Annotated in this window: 16 protein-coding genes and 1 pseudogene; 4 read left to right on the top strand and 13 right to left on the bottom strand. The window is 62.9% G+C overall.

What is annotated here, in order from left to right; translation table 11 throughout:
• Nucleotides 1–517: 517 nt before the first annotated feature.
• Nucleotides 518–2,299: a DEAD/DEAH box helicase family protein gene (locus tag F3J20_RS25230; RefSeq protein WP_167284888.1), complete on the bottom strand. Its 1,782-nt coding sequence runs from the start codon at nt 2,297–2,299 to the stop codon at nt 518–520.
• A 941-nt stretch (nt 2,300–3,240) separates the two neighbouring features.
• Between F3J20_RS25230 and F3J20_RS25225 the strand changes: the two genes are divergently transcribed.
• The 4 genes and pseudogenes from F3J20_RS25225 (at nt 3,241) to F3J20_RS25210 (ending at nt 6,784) form a co-directional block, all read left to right on the top strand.
• On the top strand, nt 3,241–3,567 hold the full coding sequence (locus F3J20_RS25225) for a hypothetical protein (protein ID WP_167284886.1): 327 nt from the start codon (nt 3,241–3,243) through the stop codon (nt 3,565–3,567).
• Between the two features lie 1,054 nt (nt 3,568–4,621).
• A pseudogene (locus F3J20_RS25220) lies at nt 4,622–4,825 on the top strand (Tn3 family transposase); the annotation flags it as partial.
• A gap of 316 nt (nt 4,826–5,141) precedes the next feature.
• Nucleotides 5,142–5,774, top strand: coding sequence for a DUF47 domain-containing protein (locus F3J20_RS25215; RefSeq protein WP_167284885.1), 633 nt, complete (start codon nt 5,142–5,144; stop codon nt 5,772–5,774).
• On the top strand, nt 5,774–6,784 hold the full coding sequence (locus F3J20_RS25210; RefSeq protein ID WP_167038535.1) for an inorganic phosphate transporter: 1,011 nt from the start codon (nt 5,774–5,776) through the stop codon (nt 6,782–6,784). Before F3J20_RS25215 ends, F3J20_RS25210 begins: the two co-directional genes overlap by 1 nt.
• Before the next feature lie 220 nt (nt 6,785–7,004).
• Here F3J20_RS25210 and F3J20_RS25205 read toward each other — a convergent pair whose 3' ends face one another.
• From F3J20_RS25205 to F3J20_RS25150, 12 genes are all read right to left on the bottom strand, one after another.
• Nucleotides 7,005–7,811 carry an SDR family oxidoreductase gene (locus F3J20_RS25205; protein WP_167038533.1) on the bottom strand — a complete coding sequence of 269 codons (807 nt, stop codon included), beginning with the start codon at nt 7,809–7,811 and terminating at the stop codon, nt 7,005–7,007.
• Between the two features lie 209 nt (nt 7,812–8,020).
• Nucleotides 8,021–9,268, bottom strand: coding sequence for a C40 family peptidase (locus tag F3J20_RS25200; RefSeq protein ID WP_167284883.1), 1,248 nt, complete (start codon nt 9,266–9,268; stop codon nt 8,021–8,023).
• Between the two features lie 218 nt (nt 9,269–9,486).
• Complete coding sequence (locus F3J20_RS25195) at nt 9,487–11,322, bottom strand: PhoH family protein (protein ID WP_167284881.1); 1,836 nt, start codon at nt 11,320–11,322, stop codon at nt 9,487–9,489.
• Nucleotides 11,323–11,677: 355 nt separating this feature from the next.
• Complete coding sequence (locus F3J20_RS25190; protein WP_167284880.1) at nt 11,678–12,139, bottom strand: peroxiredoxin; 462 nt, start codon at nt 12,137–12,139, stop codon at nt 11,678–11,680.
• 138 nt (nt 12,140–12,277) lie between these two features.
• Nucleotides 12,278–13,171: a polysaccharide deacetylase family protein gene (locus tag F3J20_RS25185; protein ID WP_167284878.1), complete on the bottom strand. Its 894-nt coding sequence runs from the start codon at nt 13,169–13,171 to the stop codon at nt 12,278–12,280.
• A 10-nt stretch (nt 13,172–13,181) separates the two neighbouring features.
• A complete protein-coding gene (locus tag F3J20_RS25180; protein WP_167284877.1) occupies nt 13,182–14,228 on the bottom strand; it encodes a bifunctional UDP-4-keto-pentose/UDP-xylose synthase in 1,047 nt (348 codons plus the stop codon).
• Nucleotides 14,225–15,154, bottom strand: coding sequence for a formyltransferase (locus tag F3J20_RS25175; protein WP_167038521.1), 930 nt, complete (start codon nt 15,152–15,154; stop codon nt 14,225–14,227). The genes F3J20_RS25180 and F3J20_RS25175 overlap by 4 nt, the downstream gene beginning before the upstream one ends.
• Nucleotides 15,151–16,194, bottom strand: a complete 1,044-nt coding sequence (locus F3J20_RS25170; RefSeq protein ID WP_167284875.1) for a glycosyltransferase — start codon at nt 16,192–16,194, stop codon at nt 15,151–15,153. The genes F3J20_RS25175 and F3J20_RS25170 overlap by 4 nt, the downstream gene beginning before the upstream one ends.
• A 6-nt stretch (nt 16,195–16,200) precedes the next feature.
• A complete protein-coding gene (locus tag F3J20_RS25165; RefSeq protein ID WP_167038517.1) occupies nt 16,201–17,352 on the bottom strand; it encodes a DegT/DnrJ/EryC1/StrS aminotransferase family protein in 1,152 nt (383 codons plus the stop codon).
• A gap of 265 nt (nt 17,353–17,617) precedes the next feature.
• On the bottom strand, nt 17,618–17,989 hold the full coding sequence (locus F3J20_RS25160) for an SMR family transporter (protein ID WP_167038515.1): 372 nt from the start codon (nt 17,987–17,989) through the stop codon (nt 17,618–17,620).
• 25 nt (nt 17,990–18,014) lie between these two features.
• The gene (locus tag F3J20_RS25155; RefSeq protein WP_167284873.1) at nt 18,015–19,730 is read right to left on the bottom strand and encodes a glycosyltransferase family 39 protein; all 1,716 of its coding nucleotides are present in this window, start codon (nt 19,728–19,730) and stop codon (nt 18,015–18,017) included.
• Between the two features lie 148 nt (nt 19,731–19,878).
• Nucleotides 19,879–20,253 (bottom strand): Mth938-like domain-containing protein, encoded by a 375-nt coding sequence (locus F3J20_RS25150; protein ID WP_167038511.1) that lies wholly within the window; start codon nt 20,251–20,253, stop codon nt 19,879–19,881.
• Between the last annotated feature and the right edge of the window lie 456 nt (nt 20,254–20,709).

Here is a 20,709-nt window from a genome sequence, read left to right as displayed (position 1 = left end):
TTCGAGCATTACAACGAGAAGCATCCCCATAGCGCGCTGAAATACCGCTCGCCTCGCGAGTTTCGGCGCTCGATGGATTCAGCAACCTTAGTGTGAGGCTGTGTCCGGGATTGCAGGGTCAACTCCAAGGACAAAGGCTCTGAGCGCTACTGGCGCAAGCGTGAGCGCGACACAATCCGAAGAATTAAAGGGGCCATGATAGGCGAAGGAATTTTTCGCAATGACGGCAACGGTTCCGAAATTCTTGATGCATACATAGCGCCACATGTGGGATTCCTTGATCCCGTGTCCTGTGGCACACCAAATAGAGAATCGGGTATCCAGGCTCGATTCTGGGATAGCGAAGAAATGATTGCGATACCGGCTTATACGCGGTCAATGGAAGCTGCGTTGAGTCTCTGGCTTCCTGATCCTGGCCGGATAACACAAGCATTCGAGCGGCCCATTGAATGCTGTTTCTTCGGTCTGTGCGACTGTCTTGGCTTCGATCCTGAGAGGCTATCGGTCTACTGAACCCCTACGCGGCTTCGTCCAACACGTTGTCACGTCGCGCGATCAATTCATCTAGGGTTGCCTGCCATTTGTCGATATCGGCCTGAGCCTTCGCGCGGGCTTCGTCTGTAATGGCCTTCTTGAGAGAGGATCGCGCCTGACTTCTGCGAACCTGGGCGATATGGATTTCCTTGTTGATCGGCTTCGCAAGGTAGCGATGCTTCGCGTCAAGCCCGTCTTCAGCCTTTTCGATAGACACGGCGCGTGAGTGAGCCCAATAGGTGAAGGAACCAAGCTCTTTCATCGGCTTCGTATCGATGACCGGGTAATCTTGCATCCGCGCTTTGATCCGTTCGGCCAGACCGACAGTCGGGACGATGGCAATCATCGGGGTATCGACAGCGCGATTTCGAATGATGCCGCGTCCGATAGATTGAATCGCCTTGTCGGTGCAGTAGTCTTCATGACTGTCATAGCCGGACGATTCCAGAAGGATATTCAGCATCCGGGAAACGATAGGGTCGGGATTGACTGCGGCGTGAAACGCTACGGCGGTGCATTCCTGGAAGTCGTTTCGGCCTTCGACCATACCCAGACCCAGCGTATCGAACCCTGCAAGCTTTTCTTCTCGCTTCGCGTCTTCGTTCAGGATCAGCAATCCGCTTTCCGGCAGGCCGAGCGAGTTCCACCAGGTTTGCGCAACGTCTTCTGTTGCTTTGAGCAGCCATCCGATCAGATCGAGGTTGCAGCCCATTTCGTCCATCTGTTCCAGGAACTTCTGTTCCAACGGCTTCATAAGCGTATTGAAGGCGATAGGATCGCGCTTGAATGCCACAAGGTCACGAAGGCGCGCCGTGCCGATATGCGCCGCTTCCATGCGGTCCTTGAACTGCGTCAGGCAATCAACCGGGACAGCTACGCCAGATTGCGCCTGGTACTTCGAAGGCATCGATTTCGTATCGAGCAGGGGAACAAGCGTCAATGCGCTGTAACGGCGCTCGATGGCGACATTCGCGGCGGACGAACCACCAGGCAACCACGCATCCATAAAGGAAGCCGTCCGGTTCAGCGGGTCATATCCTTCATGTTTGAACAGGTGATACATTTGCGACGTGGTGAAGTCGGCGGACATAACGAAGACTTCCCGGAACCCGGTGAAGGGCTTCGACGGCAACGAAACGGTCACAAGCTGGGGCCGCGCACTGGTTCCGACCTGGACGCAATAGCATTTGACGCGTCCCTTAGTCGCCTTCTTGTGCAGCGCTTCAAGCTCTTTCACACGCACGCGGGCAGGTTTCGTAAGGTCCCGCGGAATCATTTGGCGGATCGAGTCGCTCACGGCCACGGTTTCAAACAAGTCTTCGAACGCTTCCTTACCGCCGTGCGCGAGGTCAACGCGCGTGGGCGGTTCAACCCATTTACGCGATTCGTCAAAGAAGACTGTCGTATCAGCAAACTTCGGGCTGTCGCGCAATTCCAGGAAGGCCGCGTGCGTGAGGAAGAGCACGCTTCCATGCAGGAACGGGCGCGCGAATTGATCGCTACCCGCAAGCATCCCATCAATCTTGTCCGCTACCGAGCGGGAAGACACGCCCCCGCTAACCGCCATGAAAAGCCGGTCTGGGCCGGGAAGCAGCTTCAGAAGGTTGGCGTAACTCTGACGCAGCAGGTCAACGGTTGGCGCGCAGTAGAAGATATATCCAACGTCTTCGTCATTCATGCCGCGCTTCACATGGTCCGCGATGTAGTTCAGTGCGGCGGTGGTCTTGCCAGTGCCAGGCGGCACAGATATATAGTTCAGGTTCATTTTTGAGTTTCCAGATTTCCGGTACGATCTATTTACGGGGCGTTTAGGAATTTTTGGAATCGCCCGCAAAATAAAATTGACGGAATCTTGGTAACTTAAAGAAAGAACCGACGCTTCTATAAGAGCACGATTTTTCAATTCCTAAACGCCGTGGCGGAAGGTCTGGAAAAACGCCGTGGCAATCTGGATTCGGCGTCTGGTGGTCGGACGGATTCCCGGATTTAAAAATTCCGTAGATTGCTCTATATAGAACGCTATTCCTAAAAGTCTGGAAAGTTGTACTTCTCTGTTTCGGTGACTGGAAATCTGAGAAACCATCTGGGAACCAGACGGGAAACTATCCCTACGGACAACCCCTGCTTTGGTTCGCGAAGCGCCGCAGGCGCGAGGGAACCAAGGGGTTACACGAAGTGAAACCCTAATAAGCCAGCAATCCGATACCCAGACGGATTCCTGGAAGGGTGTCATTGCCCGTAATTGAAAGCAGCACGCGCCTTGGTGCTTCGCACACTGCGGCGCGTAATGCTTTCGGCTTAAGCTCGCTTCGCTCGCTCTGAGCACTAAGGATAAGGAAAGAGAGCCGTCTGGGGCTGTGGTAGTCGTGTCGCTGCGCTCCACGCCTACGACTGCCCAGCCTTGCCTAGACTGTTCCGTGTACCTGCTACGCAGGAAACGGGAACGAAGCGCCCAGACGGTCTTAGGCTCGGTGCCCTGGGGGTTTGGGGGCGAAGCACCCACATATGAGAATGCATCGGGACGGCCACGGCGTTTTTGTTACCGGCGCACCAAAAAGAAAAAAGCCCCACTCAGGATTCGATTCCTGGCGGGGCTTTTTGTCGTTTGCACGTCCGGCAATGGCGGGCATCCGCGCTGCTTTTTTTGGTACTCGCTTGCGTTTGCTTCCTGCTATTATTTAGAATCGATCAATTAGATAATCTGAAATGGACATTAAAGACTTCCGATGGGTGTTTATGCCATACTGCCTGCAAAGGCTTTCGAACGGGCGATACATCATTCTGAATCGTGACTACAAACCCTTGGGCACTACCAGCCCTGATTGGGTGGAGTACGAAACGCACCCAAGCGCCGTACGCATGAGCATAACCGCCAAAACGGCGGCAAGTTTGTCCACGCACGGCAAGCCTGATACGGATCGAATCTTTCTGTATGACGATGGTAGTTCACCCGCCAACGGTGCGGAACAGATGCGCGCGTACATGGAAAAACTGTCCCGGTTGGCAATGTACACGGTCAAATACGAAGACTAACCGGGCGCGACACAATAGACAAAGCCCCGTCAGGAATCAAATCCTGAGCGGGGCTTTTTGAGGGTCGGCCGGGATTCGCAAAAAATCCGCCACATCTTGATCTAAACTGCTGATTGATATGAGAAATCAGCGGCCTGACTGAGCGGAGAAACGGAGGGGTGAATATCCGGGACCAATTCAGTATGGCTTACGCCTTGTCCCTTCTGGGTAAACGCGTTCAAATGCAACGCCTTGACTTGCCCATTGTGATTTGCTTAGTCCTACGCGATCTATCTGGACCTTCGAAAGATCGACGCCTCTGTGCTGCAACAATTGGAGGAGCTGGTTTGTGTGATCAGTGGTTGGTGAATAGTGACCGCTTTGATCCGTAATATATCTAAGTCGACCTGACGCAACTTCCATCACCCCGGCTGCTGCGACTGGGGCTCCCGCTAAAAAAGACGAGTGATGTTGTAGCACAGACTCATCGCCAGCATAGAGCTTTCCCTTGCCGTCCATTACAAACATGTAGCCCATGCCCTCGGTGTTCATGGGTTGCCAAGCGCCTGATTCACCTTTTTGGGAAAGAATGCCGTTTGCTATCGATACCTGGTACCGAGCGCGTTCAACTGCGCTCAAATAGGGTACGGGAACGGGACCGCTGGCCGCTAGGCGATCGGCGTCGTATCCCGATGTTTTCAACATGCCAATGGTTCTATAAGTGTCGCCTTCACGAAGAGAGGTTCTGCTAGGCGGGCGCGTCAATGCTGCTAGTTGGGGGGACGCCTCTCTACGAGGGGCAGCACGAGCCGAGGATGTTTGGCCAGGAGACTCATTGCGTACCGCATCTAACTGATAATCCTGCGCTTGCCGAACGTTCTGTGTCGAATTTACACGTCCCATGATAGTCGCTTCCTTCAAGTATGTCAGTTGATGAACGCTATGATTAGCGCACGTTTCCTCTGGAAAGGTCTTGGGTGCGAAGATAAATTCTGAAATGCGAAGCGACAGCTTGGGGCCGAAAATAACTTCGGGTCTCGCCGAACCGTGTCGACGCAAATGGTGCTAAGGGAGTCTGATCGAGCGGGATTACGCGGACATGATGCGCGTTGCCGTGTCGATCAAGGCGGGCCGGATGACGCCGTCAACGATCCTGCGCCGCCTCGGGTCCGAAAGCACTAAGAACAAGCTGTATTTTGCGTTTCGCGAGCTTGGACGTGTGATCCGCACGCTGTTCCTGCTCAAGTATCTGAACGATCCGGAACTGCGCCGCACGATTACTCAGCGTAGGCGCTTGCGTGTTCGCGGAATTCTGCGAATATCCCGCGCTAACGTGCCTTGCGGGTCGCGCCCAGCACGCAGCAGGACTTCGCCAGCGGGCACGGTTTGCCGAACTTCTCAAGCGCGGGTGACGGCGGTTTGATGACAATCCCGCGTCTGATAGATACCCGGTTCAAGTTGCACTGAGCCAGAAGGGGCGTATCTGGCACAATGACGCTTTTGTGACAGTGCGCCCGCAAAGGTCTGTGTAAGCGGGATTTCACGGTTTTTTCACGGTCACACCCACAAATAGGCCGAAAACCCTTACCCAGCTTATGTTTCGTATCCCAAGACTAACACCCACCGAGGGCAAGTTCTTTGAAATCTTCAATGCGCACGCAACGTGCATCGTCTCGGCAAGCCACGAGCTCGAGCTGCTGATCGACAATCTGCAGGACGCGGAAACCCACAAGCAGAACGTGCAACAGTCCGAGAAGGCTGCCGACAAACTCACGCACGAAGCCATCGACCTGCTGCACAAGACTTTCATCACGCCGCTCGACCGCGACGAGATCCACAAACTGATCACGACGATGGACGACATCCTCGACCTGATGGAGGACGTCGCCACCGCCATCTCGCTGTACGACGTGCAATCGGTCACGTCCGAGGCCAGCCAGCTTGCGCATATCTGCACGGCGACCTGCGAGCGCGTGCAGTTCGCCGTGAGCCTGCTCGCGGACATGAAGCAGGCGAGCCAGATCCTTAAGGCGTGCGAGGACATCGACCGGCTGGAATCGGAAGCCGACCGCGTGCTGCGCGCGGCCATGTCGAAACTGTTCCGCGAGGAAGACGACGTCAAGGTTCTGATCAAGCTCAAGGCGATCTACGAGCTGCTCGAAACGGTCACCGACAAGTGTGAGGATGTGGCGAACATCATCGAAGGCATCGTGCTGGAAAACGCATAATGCAATCGATACAACTCGCTATCTGGGTCGTTGCCGGCCTGGTTGCCGTCGCGCTGGTTTTCGACTTCATGAACGGCTTTCACGACGCGGCGAACTCGATCGCCACGGTCGTCTCGACCGGCGTGCTGAAGCCGCAGCAGGCCGTGGCATTCGCGGCCGCGTTCAACGTCGTTGCCTATTTCGTGTTCCACCTGAAAGTGGCCGCGACGGTCGGCAAGGGCACGATCGACCCCGACATCGTCGACCATTACGTGATCTTCGGCGCGCTGGCCGGCGCGATCGCCTGGAACATCATCACCTGGCATTACGGCATTCCGTCGAGTTCGTCGCACGCGCTGATCGGCGGGCTCGTGGGTGCCGCGCTCGCCAAGTCGGGTTGGGGCTCGCTGAACTGGGACGGCCTCATGAAGACGATCGCGTTCATCTTCATCTCGCCGCTGCTCGGCTTCGTACTCGGCTCGTTTTTCATGCTGCTGGTGTCGTGGCTCTATTTCCGCACGCCGCCGAGCAAGGTCGACCGGCGTTTCCGCCGCCTGCAACTGTTGTCGGCGGGACTGTACAGCCTCGGTCACGGCGGCAACGACGCGCAGAAAACCATCGGTATCATCTGGATGCTGCTGATCGCGACCGGCTTCGCGTCGTTGAACGCGGATGCGCCGCCGCTGTGGGTGATCGGCGGCTGCTATCTGTCGATGGGGCTCGGCACGCTCTTCGGCGGCTGGCGCATCGTGCGCACGATGGGGCAGAAGATCACGAAGCTGAAGCCGGTCGGCGGCTTCTGTGCGGAAGCGGGCGGGGCGATCACGCTGTTTACGGCGTCGTGGCTCGGCATTCCGGTTTCCACGACGCATACGATTACCGGCGCGATCGTCGGTGTCGGCGCGACGCAAAAGCTGAGCGCGGTGCGCTGGGGCGTGGCCGGCAACATCGTCTGGGCATGGATTCTGACGATTCCGGCTTCCGCGGTGCTGTCCGGTGCCGCATGGTGGCTCGGTCACCGCTTTCTGTGATTGCGTGTATCTCGCCTGAGATGGCCCGCGCTGTTTGATCGGCGCGGGTTGTTCGAGGGCTTCGGGAGTCCCGGCCTCGTTCGGTCAGCGCCTCTGCGCTGGCGCTGGCCTGCTGTCTTACCTCTGTTCTGACTGACCTGACTGCGCGATTCGTTAGCGATTGCCTCACGCTTTACGACTATCGCCGCGCGTCACCTATCCCCTCAACACGCTCTCCGGCTTAGATCAACGGCGCGCTCGCGCCATCCATCGGGATGATCGCGCCGGTCACATAGCTTGCGCGGCGGCTCGCGAGGAAAAGCGCGACATCGGCAATTTCCTCGGGTTTGGCATAGCGGCCGAGTGGCACCTTGGCCTGGCCGCGCGCGAGCGCTTCCTCGTTGCCGATGCCCTGGCCCTGTGCTTCGAGCCTGACCGCTTCCTCGACGCGCTCGGTCAGCGTCGAGCCCGGATTGATCGCGTTGATGCGGATGCCGTAGCGCGCGTAGTAGTGCGCGAGGCCGACGGTTGCCAGCATCAGCGCCGCATTCGCCGCGCCGCCGGCGATATGGATGTCGCTCGCCATCTTGCCGCCCATGCCGATGATGTTGACGATCGTGCCCGGCTCGCCGCCGTGGCCGGCCTTCGCACGCTCGGCCATGCGGCGCAGCACTTCCTGCTGCGGATAGATGTAGGGGAAATACTTCGCTTCCATGGTCGCGCGGAACGCGTCGGCGTCGAGCGTTTCCGGGTCGTAGCGGCGCGCCGCGCCGGCACTGTTGACGAGCACGTCGATCGGTCCTACCGCGGTGCTGACTTCCTCGACGATATCGGCGGCGCTGTGCGGCTCGTGCAGATCGGCGCGCGTGCGATGCACGTGCAGTCCCTCCTGCTTCAGCTGCTCGTAGGCACGCGCGAGGTTGGCGGGATCGCGCGACACGATCGCGACCTTCGCGCCCTCCTGCGCGAAGGCCCGCGCGCACGCGAAGCCGATGCCTTTGCTGCCGCCCGTAATCAACACCACCTTGTCTTTCAGACCGAGTTCCATCGTCATCACCCGCCGTCGGAAGAATATCCGGTGACGATAGCAGATTGGCGCGGGCGTCGTATCGCGCGGCGGTGTTTTTGTGCGGCGCGCGAAAAGGGGGCGTGTGTCAGCCGTCGCGCGTTCGGCGCGCATGACAACGGGCGCTGTCTTCCAGCTACCCACAGACGGCTACACCAGAGCAAAAGCCTCGGTCGCTGGATACGGGCGCGTCAATAACTGCCGTTCGCAAAGCGGGCGATCGGGTCGTCGCTGGTTTGCGTGGGAGCGGGGATGCCACGTGCCGCCGTCGACGCGCGCATGATCTGCACGCCGCCGCCAGCTTCAGCGCGTTGCGCCTGCTGAGCCTGGCGTTCGGCGAGCGCAGCGGACGGTGGTGGCTCGAAGGCATCGGCGGCGTCGTCGATGGCATCGGGGGCGTTCCGCGACACGGTGCGGGCGCTCGTCACAGGCTGTGCCGGTTGTTGCATTGACGAAGGCGCGACGGCCTCATAGGTGCTCGCCTGGGCGGTCGGTGCCGCGGTCGGCGCCACGGCACCGGCGGAGCGCGCCTGCAATTGCGCGGCGCTGAGACCTGCAGGCGGCGGCTCGAACGGGTCGGCCTGGGCGGCGGCGGTCGCGCCGTTGTTGCCGGCGGGCGCGGTCGAAACCACGACTGGCTGGGCGGGCGCGGCAGCCGAAGGCACTCTCGGCGCCGTTTCAAGGCGCGCAGCCTGCGAGGACGAACCGCCTGCGTAAACCGGTGCCTGAGGCGCGGGCCTCGTCAGCGGGGACGTGATGCCACCGGACGCGGCAGGTGCACCCGCATAGCCCGACGTAGACGGAACGGCCGCCGCAGTTGCCGCCGCCACCGCGGCGCCACGCTCCGGCTGCGGCGCCGCCGCCTGATAACTCGGCGTATCGAACGGCGCCGGCGTCGCGGCTGGTCCGGCCATGCGGCGGATTCCGTCGAAGCGCTTTGCCCAATAGGGATTGGTCAGATAGTCGAGCCGCACCGTGCCGCCCGTCGACGGCGCATTGACGAAGCGCAGCTTGCCTACGTAGATGCCGACGTGCGAATGCGCACGCCCGGTCGTGTTGAAAAAGATCAGATCGCCGGGCGCGATTTCGTCGGGTTCGATCGATTCGCCGCGGCTGCTCATCTCGGCCGTCGTGCGCGGCAGATTTACCGATGCGGCGCGCAGCACGACATAGCGCACGAGGCCGCTGCAATCGAAGCCGCTGTCTGGCGTGTTGCCGCCCCAGCGATAGGGCACGCCGACGAGGCTCATCGCCTGGATCGAGATTTCCTCGCGGCCGATGCTGTGGTCGACGAAATGGGGGAAGCCCGGCGGCGGTGCGTGATACGCGCCGTTCGCCACGACGATGCCACCGGCCGTCCCGCGCGACGTTTTCTGCGGCGCGCCGGCACAAGCGGCGAGCAACAGCACGATCAGCAGCGAAAACGCGAGTCGGAGCATGAAGACGGGGCGGGCGGGTAAACGCCCGTTTACTGACTGAATGTCGCGATGGTAGCCCGTCACACGCGGCTGCGGCAAGAATTGTTGATAAATTACTTGAAGTTTGTGCGCTAAGTGTTGCCGGCGCGGAACGCCAAGGCGATAAAAAAAGCCGCGTCCGGAACGATCCGGACGCGGCTTGCGATGCCAGGGAAAGCCGGGAAAAACCCGGCCGAAGCCTAGAGAATTTCCGACGCGTAATCGGCGAGGCGCGAGCGCTCGCCGCGCGCGAGCGTCACGTGTCCGCTATGCGCCCAGCCCTTGAAACGGTCGACCACGTAGGTCAGGCCCGAACTGCCTTCGGTCAGGTAAGGCGTGTCGATCTGCGCGATATTGCCGAGGCAGATGATCTTCGTGCCCGGACCCGCGCGCGTGACGAGCGTTTTCATCTGCTTCGGCGTCAGATTCTGCGCCTCGTCGATGATCAGATACTTGTCCACGAACGTGCGGCCGCGCATGAAGTTCATGCTCTTGATCTTCAGGCGCGAGCGGATCAGCTCCTGGGTTGCGGCGCGACCCCATTCGCCGGCGGCGTCGTCGGTTTTCTGCAGCACTTCGAGGTTGTCGTCGAAGGCCCCCATCCACGGCTGCATCTTTTCCTCTTCGGTGCCGGGCAGAAAGCCGATGTCTTCGCCGACCGGCACCGTCGCGCGCGTCACGATGATCTCGTTGTAGCGCTTGTCGTCGAGCACCTGCGCGAGGCCCGCCGCGAGCGCGACCAGCGTCTTGCCGGTGCCGGCCTGGCCGAGCAGCGTGACGAAGTCGATTTCCGGGTTCATCAGCAGATTCAGCGCGAAGTTCTGCTCGCGATTGCGCGCCGTGATGCCCCACACGTTGTTCTTGTGGTGGCCGTAGTCGCGCAGCGTTTGCAGCAGCGCCGTCTTGCCGTTGATTTCGCGCACGAGCGCATGGAACGCGGGCTCGCCGTTCTGCGGCTCGAGATAGACGAACTCGTTGACGAGCATCGACGCGCACAGCGGCCCCGTGACCCGGTAGTACGTCGTGCCGGTCTTGGTGTCCTGCCAGCTTTCCATGCCCTTCGCGTGCCGGGTCCAGAAATCCTGCGGCAGCGCGCGGATGCCCGTGTACAGCAGATCGCTGTCTTCGAGCACCTGGTCGTTGAAGTAGTCTTCGGCGGGCAGGCCGAGCGCGTGCGCCTTGATGCGCATGTTGATGTCTTTCGACACCAGCACGACCTGGCGGTCCGCGCGATCGCGCTGCAACGCGCGCACCACGCCGAGGATCTGGTTGTCGGCCTTGCCTTCGGGCAGGCCTTCGACCGGCTCGATCGCGGTGAGGCGGGTCTGGAAGAACAGGCGGCCCGACGCCTCGCGGCTGCCGAGGCGCGCGAGCGAGATGCCGTCGGCCATGTCGCCGGCATTGGCGACGAGCGCGTCGAGCGTGCGGCTCACCTGGCGCGCGTTACGCGCGACTTCCGACATGCCTTTCTTGTGGTTGTCGAGCTCTTCCAACGTCATCATTGGCAGATAGACGTCGTGTTCCTCGAAACGGAACAGGCAGCTCGGATCGTGCATCAGCACGTTCGTGTCGAGCACGAAGAGCTTCTGCGCCTCGACCGGCGTGGTGGTGGCCGTACCGCGTTTCTTGCGCGTGCCGCTTGCGGCGGGCGCAGGGGCGGTAGCGGTGTCGGCCTCGTGCTTGGCAGCCGGGGCGCGCGCCACGACCGGTTCGGCCTCGGCCGCGGCCGCGGCCGGCGCGACCGGAACCGGCTGCAACAGCGCGGCGGTCTGTTTCGATTTGCGGCTGCGCGCCGGGCCCGGTTGCGCGGCGGCGGGCGTCACCGCAGCCGGCACGGGCCGCAGTGTGGTGGCGGCGTTGGCGGCGTCCGCCATCGGGGTGGCGACGTTGGCGCGGCCGTAATCGGCCGACTCTGCGGATTCCCCTTCACGCGCCGGTTTTTTCGCGGCGGAACGCGCGGGCGTGACGGCTTTGGCCTTGTATTCGTCAGGCGACAAAAGATTGCCGAGCTTGCTGGGGGGAGTAGGCAAAGGCATGGTTTCCCTCGAAATAATCGGGTCACATATCGTGCGCCGCCCGTCGCATTCTGCCGGTGCCCTCATGGGACACACAGTTTGCGCGAGGAGGCGCGCATTCGGTCTAGAGATGCCGGTTCGCCTGGTCTTCGATAGGCTCCTTGACGGAAGCGCGCAACCGGATGAACGAACGGTTGCGCGCAATTAAAAAAGCCGCCGTCCCGGCATTCGGGACAGGCGGCTCGACGACGATGCTCGCGTTGCGCCTCACGAACCGAACGGTTCCGGTCGATCCGGTCAAGCGGCCGTCAGATCTGGCGCAGCGGAGAAAAATGTGGGGTGAACAGGCACTCATTGCGGCCCAATATAACGCGCATCAAAGCGCTTGTACAGCCTCCAGGATTTCGTCGACGTGGCCCGGCACTTTTACGCCGCGCCATTCCTGGCGCAGCACGCCGTTGGCGTCGATGAGGAACGTGGAGCGCTCGATTCCCCGTACTTCTTTGCCATACATTTTCTTCATTTTGATGACGGCGAAGAGCGCGCACAGCTTTTCTTCCTGATCCGAAATCAGCGGGAAGGGCAGTTCGAGCTTGGCCTTGAAGTTGTCATGGGAGCGCAGGCTGTCGCGCGACACGCCGATGATTTCCGCGCCCGCCTTCCTGAATTTGGGGTACAGATCGCGGAATTGCAGGCCTTCGGTCGTGCAGCCCGGCGTGTTGTCCTTCGGATAGAAATACAGCACCACCTTTTTGCCCCGCAGTTTGGACAGCGTGATCTCGCCACCGGTCGCGGGGGCGGTGAAGTCGGGGATGGGTTGGTCGACTGCGATGGACACGAGGTTCTCCGGTTGTGGTGGCCGGCGCCGGCTTGCTGCCGCGGCGTCGGCCGGTCTGTCGTCGAGACTTTTATTGGGGAGCGGGCGGTGCGCCGTGGTTGTGCGCGGCAGCCGGACACTCGGGCCCGGCCGCTTGGTTCAGGGCTGGACGATCAGCTCGCCGGAGCGCCCTGGAATTTCGCCCCATGTAACAGGGTACGATGGCAGCGTGCCGCGGTCTAGCGTCGCGTAATAATCGCCCATCGTCGCGAACGTGTGGCCCTGGGCGCGCCAGCCTTCGAGCAGCTGTTCGAACACCGGCGCGAGCTTCTGTCCTTCGAGTTCCGCGTGCAGCGTGAACACCTGGTCGTGCGGATTGTTTTCCGTGTGTCTGAGTATCGACGCGGCGACGTTGTGAATGTCGACACCGTCGATGCCGAGCACTTCGTCGAGCGTGGGCAGCGTGGTCGGCATCTGCACGTGCGCGAGCGTTTTGCCGTCGACCACCGGCAGATACGGCGAGCGGCCGCGGCCGTCGGACGCGTAGCGCATGCCCCACGCGTCGATCTGCGCGAACGCGTGGCCGTTCATCTGCCAGCCCGCCGCGCCGTGGGTGATGGGCGGCGCGCCGAATATCTCCGCGAAACGGTCGTGGCTCTGCTGCATCTGCGCGACGGTCCACGCGCGGTCTTTCGCGCGCACGTTGTCCTGCCAGTACACGTGGTCCCACGTATGAATGCCGCACTCGAAACCGGCCTCGTGGATCGCGCGCATCTCGGCGGCCGCCTTCGCGCCGATGTCGGGACCGGGTAGCAGCACGCCGTACAGCAGTTGCTTCACGCCGTAGTGCTCGACCACCGAGGTGCGCGACACTTTCTTCAGAAAGCCCGGCCGCAGCACGCGGCGCATCGCCCAGCCGGTGTGGTCGGGTCCGAGGCTGAACAGGAATGTGGCGCGGGCCTTGAAGCGGTCGAAGATGCGGGCGAGATTCGGCACGCCTTCGCGGGTGCCGCGCAGCGTGTCGATGTCGATCTTCAGGACGATGCGAGCCAAGGACGCGCCCTTATTGCTGTTCGACGAGCGCGCGGGCTTCGGCGACGTGGCCGCGATAGGCCTCGAAAATCTTGCGCAGCGCTTCGTCGAAGGTCGAGGTGGGCGCCCAGCCGAGTTCCTGCATCGTGTTGTCGATTTTCGGCACGCGGTTCTGCACGTCCTGGTAGCCGGTGCCGTAGTACGCGCCCGACGACGTCTCGACGAGCTGCACCTGGCGGGCCATTTCCGCGTATTCGGGGAATTCGGCCGCGAGCGCGAGCATCTTGTGCGCGAGCTCGCGCACCGAGAAATTATTGGTCGGGTTGCCGATGTTGTAGATCTTGCCGGTGGCCACGCCGTTTTTATTCTCGATGATCTTCATCAGCGCGCTGATGCCGTCGTCGATGTCGGTGAACGCGCGCTTCTGCGCGCCGCCGTCGACGAGGCTGATGTTCTCGCCGCGCACGATATGGCCGAGGAACTGCGTGACCACGCGCGAGCTGCCTTCCTTCGGCGTGTAGATCGAGTCGAGGCCCGGGCCGATCCAGTTGAACGGGCGGAACAGCGTGAAGTTCAGGCCCTCCATGCCGTAGCCCCAGATCACGCGGTCCATCAGCTGCTTCGAGCAGGCGTAGATCCAGCGCGGCTTGTTGATCGGGCCGTACGACAGCACCGACTCTTCCGGATCGAACTGCTCGTCCGTGCACATGCCGTAGACCTCGGAGGTCGACGGAAACACGAGGTGCTTGCCGTACTTGACGGCCGAACGCACGATCGGCAGGTTCGCCTCGAAGTCGAGCTCGAACACGCGCAGCGGCTGCTTCACGTAGGTGGCGGGCGTGGCGATCGCGACGAGCGGCAGGATCACATCGCACTTACGGATGTGATATTCGACCCATTCCTTGTTGATCGTGATGTCGCCTTCGAAGAAATGCATCCGCTCGTGATTGACGAGGTCGCCCAGACGTTCGGTCTGCATGTCCATCCCGAACACTTCCCAGTCGGTCGTCTCGAGAATGCGCTTGGACAGGTGGTGGCCGATGAAGCCGTTCACACCCAGAATCAGGACTTTTTTCATGAATGAGTTTGGAATAGCTGGGCGAATTCCGCCGGAGTGACGACAGTCTCGCTGCCGCCGTGCTGATGCCGCAATTCGTGGATGGCGATCGCTCGGCCATCGCCGCAGATCGCGAAAACGGCATTATCGCTTACGTGCAGGCCCGGCGGCAAATCCGAGCGAAGCGCGCCGGGCGCGGCCAGGCGGGCGCGCGCGACGATCAGGCGCCGGCCGTTCAGGTCGGTGAACGCGCCCGGATAGGGGGGCGCGACCGCCCGGATCAGGTTATAGACCTGTTGCGCCGACTGCTTCCAGTCGATGCGGCCGTCTTCGGGCTTGCGCCCGCCATAGTAGCTGCCGTGCGCGAGATCGTTCGGCAGATGCGGCGCCTCGCCCGCCAGCAGCGCCGGCAGCACGCGCCACAAGGTTTGCTCGGCCGCGACCGTGACCTTGTCGAACACCTGCGCGGCGGTGTCGTCGGGCAGGATCGGCACCGGCGTTTGCGCAACGATCGCGCCCGCGTCGGGTTTGGCAGCCATCTCGTGCAGCGTCGCGCCGGTTTCGGTCTCGCCGTTGAGCACTGCCCAGTTGGTCGGCACGCGGCCGCGATACTTCGGCAGCAGCGAGCCGTGCATGTTGTAGGCGCCCCGCGCGGCGATCGCGAGCAGGTCGACCGGCAGCATGTGGCGGTAGTAGAACGAGAAAATGAAGTCCGGCCGCGCGGCGCTCACCGCGGCGCGTAGCTCGGGGCTTTTCGGATCGGCCGGCGTGAGAACGGGAATGCCGTGCTCGGCCGCGACCGAAGCGACGCTGCCGAACCAGATGTTTTCGCTCGGGTTGTCCTCGTGCGTGACGACGAGCGCCACCTCGACGCCGCGCGCGAGCAGCACCTGCAGGCAGCGCACGCCGACGTTGTGATACGCGAATACGACGGCACGCGGCTTCATGGCTCACGCCCCTGATCGGCGAGCGGCGCCGGCTGCACGCCCTGCACGACGCTTTGACGCGGCGCTTCGGCGACGGCCGTGCCGTTGCGTTCCTCGAGTATGGTCTGCACGAGGTAGCGCGGCCGTGCGCGCACCTGCTGATAGATCCGGCCGATGTATTCGCCGAGCAGCCCGAGCGCGAAGATGATGACGCCGAGCAGGAAGAACGTGATGGCGAACAGCGTGAACACGCCTTGCACTTCCGCGCCGATGATGAAGCGGCGAATCAGCAGCAGCACGAACAGCGCCGCGGAGCCGAGCGACAGGATCACGCCGATGAACGACAGCCATTGCAGCGGCACCACCGAAAAGCCGGTGACGAGGTCGAAATTGAGGCGGATCAGCGAATAGAGCGAGTACTTCGACTCGCCGGCGAAGCGCTCCTCGTGCGCGACCTCGATCTCGACCGGGTTCTGCGCGAACGTGTACGCGAGCGCCGGAATGAACGTGTTGATCTCGCCGCAGCGGTTGATCGTATCGACGATGTGGCGGCTGTACGCGCGCAGCATGCAGCCCTGGTCGGTCATCTTGATGCGCGTGATGCGTTCGCGCAGATGGTTCATCGCGCGCGAGGCCTTGCGGCGCCACAGGCTGTCCTGGCGCTGCATGCGGATCGTGCCGACGTAGTCGTAGCCCTCGCGCATCTTCGCGACGAGCTTGGCGATTTCCTCGGGCGGATTCTGCAGGTCGGCGTCGAGCGTGATGACGATGTCGCCGCGCGATTGCTCGAAGCCCGCGAGAATCGCCATGTGCTGGCCGTAGTTGCCGTTCAGCAGGATCACGCGGGTCGCGTCGGGCCGCGCGCGGAACTGCTCGGCGAGCAGCGCGGGGGATTTGTCGCGGCTGCCGTCGTTGATGAAGATCACTTCATAACGGGTGCCGAGCGCGTCGAGCGCCGGATAGAGGCGCGCGAACAGCGCCGCCAGGCCGGCTTCCTCGTTGTACACCGGAATGATGATCGACACTTCCGGTGCGACGGCGCGATGTTCCGAATAAGTCATGTCCGCTTATTTTCCGTATTGTTCGCAAATTTCGTTGACCGCGCGGCACACGCGCTCGACGTCGCCTTCGTTCATCAGCGTGAAGAGCGGCAGCGTGACGGTGGCGGCGCCGAAGCGCTCCGCGTGCGGGAACATGCCTTCCCTGAAGCCGCGCGCGCGATACAGCGTGAACAGGTGGATCGCCGGGTAGTGCACGCCCGAGCCGATGCCGCGCTCCTTCAACTGGCCCATGAAGCCGGCGCGGTCGAGCGAGAGCCGCTCGAGCGGCAGCGTGATCTGGAACATGTGCCAGTTGCTGTTCTCGAAATCGGCGCACGGCAGGCCGACGCCGAGCCTGAGCGCCGCGCCGCCCTCGAAGCCCGCGAAGTACGCGCGCGCGAGCTTCCTGCGCTGCGCGAGGAAGCGCGCGAGATGCGGCAGCTGGCCGAGGCCGACGCGCGCCGCGACGTCCGTCAGATTGTACTTGCCGCCGAGTACGTCGCAGTCCATGCCGTCGAAGCCGGTGCGCGTGATGCCCTGCAAGCGGTACTTCTGCGCGAGCACCGCTTCTTCCTCGTTGTTGAGGACGAGCGCGCCGCCCTCGATCGAGGTGAGGTTCTTGTTTGCGTGGAAGCTGAACGAGACGATGTCGCCGAGCTTGCCGATGCGCTCGCCGTTCCAGCTGGAGCCGAACGCCTGCGCGGCGTCTTCGATCACGCGCAGCTGGTGCGCGCGGGCGATCGCGTAGAGGCGGTCCATGTCGACCGGCAGGCCGGACAGATAGACCGGCAGCAGCGCCTTGGTGCGCGGCGTGATCGCCTTTTCGAGCAGATCGAGGTCGATGTTGCGCGTGACCGGGTCGATGTCGACGAACACCGGCGTCGCGCCGGTTTCGATGATGACGTTGCTGGTCGAGACCCACGTTGCCGGCGTCGTGATGACTTCGTCGCCGGGGCCCACGCCCGCGATGCGCAGCCCGATTTCGAGCGTCGCGGTGCCGGAATTGAAGGTGCGCACCGGCCGGCCGCCGCAGAACTCGGAGAGCGCGGCCTCGAACTTCTGGTTCTGCGGGCCGGTGGTGATCCAGCCGGAACGCAGCACCTCGGCGACGCCCTCGATCGTTTCCTCATCGATCTCGGGTTTGACAAACGGCAAAAACGGGACGGTTGACTGGCTCATGAATGCATCGCTCGATTGAAAGGGGCGCAGCCCGAAGGGCGCGAAGTAAACCACAAACCACGCACAAACCCAAGTCCGCGGCGAGAAAAACGAAACCTCACAGCTTAACGCGCCGAACCTTACGTCTCGCTTAGGCGGCGCGCGCGCCGCTCGGGTTCCTGATGGCTTCCTGCAAGGTTGCCGGGCCCGGTGCGTGCCGCATGGCCGGCGCGGGCAATAAACGGTAATAGAACGTTCCCGGCAAGCCGCTGCCGGGACGTTGCGCCTAGCTGCGCGCGAGCACGACCACGCCGACGAGGATGATGCCGATGCCGACCAGCTTCTGCACCGACATCACTTCGCCGAACAGATACCACGCGGCGAGCGCGTTGACGACGTAGCCGAGCGAGAGCATCGGATAGGCGATCGATACGTCCACGCGCGAGAGCCCGACGATCCACACCGCCACGCTGACCACGTAGCAGGCGAGCCCGCCGATGATCGGCGGCTGGGTCGCGAGCTTGAAGCCGATGGGCAGGATGTTCGCACGGGTGAATTCGAAGTGTCCAACGGCATTCGTGCCGGCCTTGAGCAGCAGCTGCGCGCCGGCGTTCAGCGTGACGCCGGCGAGGATGCAGAAGAGGGAAATCGGGTTCATCGAGCGTGGGGGTCCAGAGTGGGGGTCAGGGTTGCGGTTTGGCTGGCGCGGCCGGGAGCGGCTTCATCACCACCACGCGGCGCGCATCGCGCGCGATCACCTGCATCGGCAGGCCCTGCTTGAGCAGCCGGTCGTAGGTCGGCGGCGGAATCAGCGCGAGTGCGTAACGGTCGGCCTTCCAGCGCTCGATCCACGCATCGACGGTCGGCACCCATTTCTGCGGCTCGACCGAGACGCCGAACGCGAGTTCGTCCGGATGTTCGACCATGATCATCGTGTGGCCGACATAGAACGGCAGCGTGTGGTCGAGCACGCCGACCGAGTAGAACGGCGTATCGGCCGGCAGCTTCGCGAGCTGCGCGCGGATCGGCGGCGCGAGCGGCGCGCCCGAGCTGAGGCGCCCGAACACGTCGTGGCCGGTGCCGGCGATCGTGGCGAGCAGCAGCCATGCGGCGCCGAAGGCGGCGAGCGCGCCGAGGCCGGCGTGCCGGCCGTTCGGGTCGCGGCGGTTCAGCCACAGCGCGAACAACGTGAACACGAACGCGACGGCCAGCGCGGCGAGCACCCACACGCGAAACGCCACGTACAGCTCGGTGGGATTGCGCGCCGTGCCGAAGCGCGGCAGGAACAGCGCCGCAAACGCACCGACCACGAAAAAGAGCGCATAGCCGGCCAGATGGCGGCGCAGCTGGTCGCGCGTGACGAGCGGCAGGTACATGCCGATCAGCATCGCGATGGGCGGGGCGATCGGCAGCGTGTAGGACAGCAGCTTCGAATGCGACGCGCTGAAGAACAGGAAGATGAAGACGATCCACGTGAGCATCAGCGTGACCGGCGCGAAGCCGTTCGGCTGGCGCGGCTGGCGCCACGCGTGGCGCACGCTCTGGAACGTCACCGACAGCCACGGCAGGAAGCCCACCAGCAGCACCGGCACGAAGTAGTAGAACGGGCCCGGCCGGTTCTGCTCGGGCGTCAGATAGCGCTCGAACTGCTGGACGATGAAGAAGAAGTTCAGGAACTCGGGATTGCGCTCCTGCACGAGCACGAACCACGGCGTCACGATCGCGAAAAAGACGATCAGGCCGCCCACCAGATGCAGGCGCTTCCAGAGCGCCCAGTCGCGCGCGATCAGCGTGTAGATCACGAGCACGGCGCCCGGCAGGATCAGGCCGACGAGGCCCTTGGAGAGCACCGCGAGCGCCATCGAGGCCCAGCACACCCACATCCAGCCGCGCACGCACGAGGTCGGCAGATTGGGCCGCTGGGCGAGCAGCAGCGCGCACAGCGTGAGCGTCATCCAGAACGACAGGCCCATGTCGAGCGTGTTGAAGTGGCCCATCAGGTTCCAGTATGGAGAGCAGGCCAGCACGAGCGCCGCGAACACGCCGCTCGCCGCGTTGAACACGCGCGCGCCGGTGAAGCCGAGCAGCAGCACGCCGGCGAAGCCCGTCAGCGCGGTGTAGAGCCGCGCCTGCCATTCGCCGATGCCGAACCAGGCGAAGGTGAGCGCGTTCGCCCAGGTTTGCAGCGGCGGCTTCTCGAAATACTTGTAGGCGTTGTAGCGCGGCGTGATCCAGTCGCCGGTCAGGAACATCTCGCGCGCCATTTCGGCGTAGCGGCCCTCGTCGCTCGGCAGCAGATGCCGCCAGCCGAGCGGCACGAACCAGATCACGGAGAGAGCCAGCACCAGCAAGAGGATCGCGGTGCGATTGAGCGGTAGCCTCGACGGCGTATCGTTCATGAATGTCAACCTTTTTGGCGGCGCCGCGCTGGACGGCGCGGCGTCGTTGTTCTTGAAATGGCGGCCGGTCGCGCCGGCGCGGTGAGTCGCGGCCCGCCGGGGACGGGCCGCGGTGACGGCGGGCGCGGCATTGCCGTGCCGCGCCGGGCTAGGCTTCGATCAGCAACGCGGCCGCGACCTTGCGGCCCTCGGCCATCAGAATGTTGTAGGTGCGGCAGGCGGCCTTGAAGTCCATCGTTTCGACGCCGATGCGCTGCGCGGTGAGCGCGGCGGTCAGGCGCGGATGCGGGAAGCGCAGCTTCTCGCCACTGCCGAATACGACCACTTCGGGCGCGGCGTCGCTCAGCATCGCGAAGTGCTCGGCGCTCAGTTGCTCGAAGGACGACACGGGCCAAGGAATGACCGGTCCGTTCGGCAGCACGAGAATGCTGCCCGTATGATGCACCAGATTGATTTCGACGTAGTCGGCGCCGTAGCCGGTGACGGTGTTCAGCGCGCCGCTGGAATCCTGATGTAATTTCAAATTGGTTTTCCGAAGTCGTCGTGAGACATCATGCCTGTGGGCGGCCTTGCCGGATGCGGCGCGGCCGGCGCGGTTCGATGCGCGTGATCGATGCGCATGAGGCACGGAAGCGGCCGAAAAGGCTTGCCGTTGCGGTTGGTGCATTGCGGAAGTCGGCCAAAATCCGCTAAATTATAACTTTTTAGCCGCCTTGCGGCGCCCCTTGCTCATGTGTCGCCACAAGCCGCGCCCGAGCGCGTCGGCGTGGCCCACCGGCTACCTGCGTTGGCGTCGCGTGCGTTCGCCGCGCGCTTTCGGCGGCTTTTCCCGTTGCTTGGTTCCTGCTCGCGCCGCCCGCGGTGGCCCGAAAGATCGACCAATCCGCGGCTGGCGGCCGTCGCCGGCGCTGCCGCGTCTGAATCCCGTAGCGGCGAATCTGCGCGGCCCGGCGGCGTCAGCCGGGCCCGTTTGCCCCAG

Source organism: Paraburkholderia sp. Cy-641 (assembly GCF_011752945.1).
Lineage (GTDB): Bacteria > Pseudomonadota > Gammaproteobacteria > Burkholderiales > Burkholderiaceae > Paraburkholderia.
Note: the sequence above shows the minus strand (reverse complement) of the source record. Positions and strands in the feature narration are given on the sequence as shown.

Coding starts and splice junctions, on each gene's coding strand:
- F3J20_RS25175 (WP_167038521.1), bottom strand. CDS start 15,154: ATGAAGCCGCGTGCCGTCGTATTCGCGTATCACAACGTCGGCGTGCGC.
- F3J20_RS25195 (WP_167284881.1), bottom strand. CDS start 11,322: ATGCCTTTGCCTACTCCCCCCAGCAAGCTCGGCAATCTTTTGTCGCCT.
- F3J20_RS25210 (WP_167038535.1), top strand. CDS start 5,774: ATGCAATCGATACAACTCGCTATCTGGGTCGTTGCCGGCCTGGTTGCC.
- F3J20_RS25155 (WP_167284873.1), bottom strand. CDS start 19,730: ATGAACGATACGCCGTCGAGGCTACCGCTCAATCGCACCGCGATCCTC.
- F3J20_RS25160 (WP_167038515.1), bottom strand. CDS start 17,989: ATGAACCCGATTTCCCTCTTCTGCATCCTCGCCGGCGTCACGCTGAAC.
- F3J20_RS25230 (WP_167284888.1), bottom strand. CDS start 2,299: ATGAACCTGAACTATATATCTGTGCCGCCTGGCACTGGCAAGACCACC.
- F3J20_RS25165 (WP_167038517.1), bottom strand. CDS start 17,352: ATGAGCCAGTCAACCGTCCCGTTTTTGCCGTTTGTCAAACCCGAGATC.
- F3J20_RS25200 (WP_167284883.1), bottom strand. CDS start 9,268: ATGCTCCGACTCGCGTTTTCGCTGCTGATCGTGCTGTTGCTCGCCGCT.
- F3J20_RS25170 (WP_167284875.1), bottom strand. CDS start 16,194: ATGACTTATTCGGAACATCGCGCCGTCGCACCGGAAGTGTCGATCATC.
- F3J20_RS25205 (WP_167038533.1), bottom strand. CDS start 7,811: ATGGAACTCGGTCTGAAAGACAAGGTGGTGTTGATTACGGGCGGCAGC.
- F3J20_RS25225 (WP_167284886.1), top strand. CDS start 3,241: ATGGACATTAAAGACTTCCGATGGGTGTTTATGCCATACTGCCTGCAA.
- F3J20_RS25180 (WP_167284877.1), bottom strand. CDS start 14,228: ATGAAAAAAGTCCTGATTCTGGGTGTGAACGGCTTCATCGGCCACCAC.
- F3J20_RS25215 (WP_167284885.1), top strand. CDS start 5,142: ATGTTTCGTATCCCAAGACTAACACCCACCGAGGGCAAGTTCTTTGAA.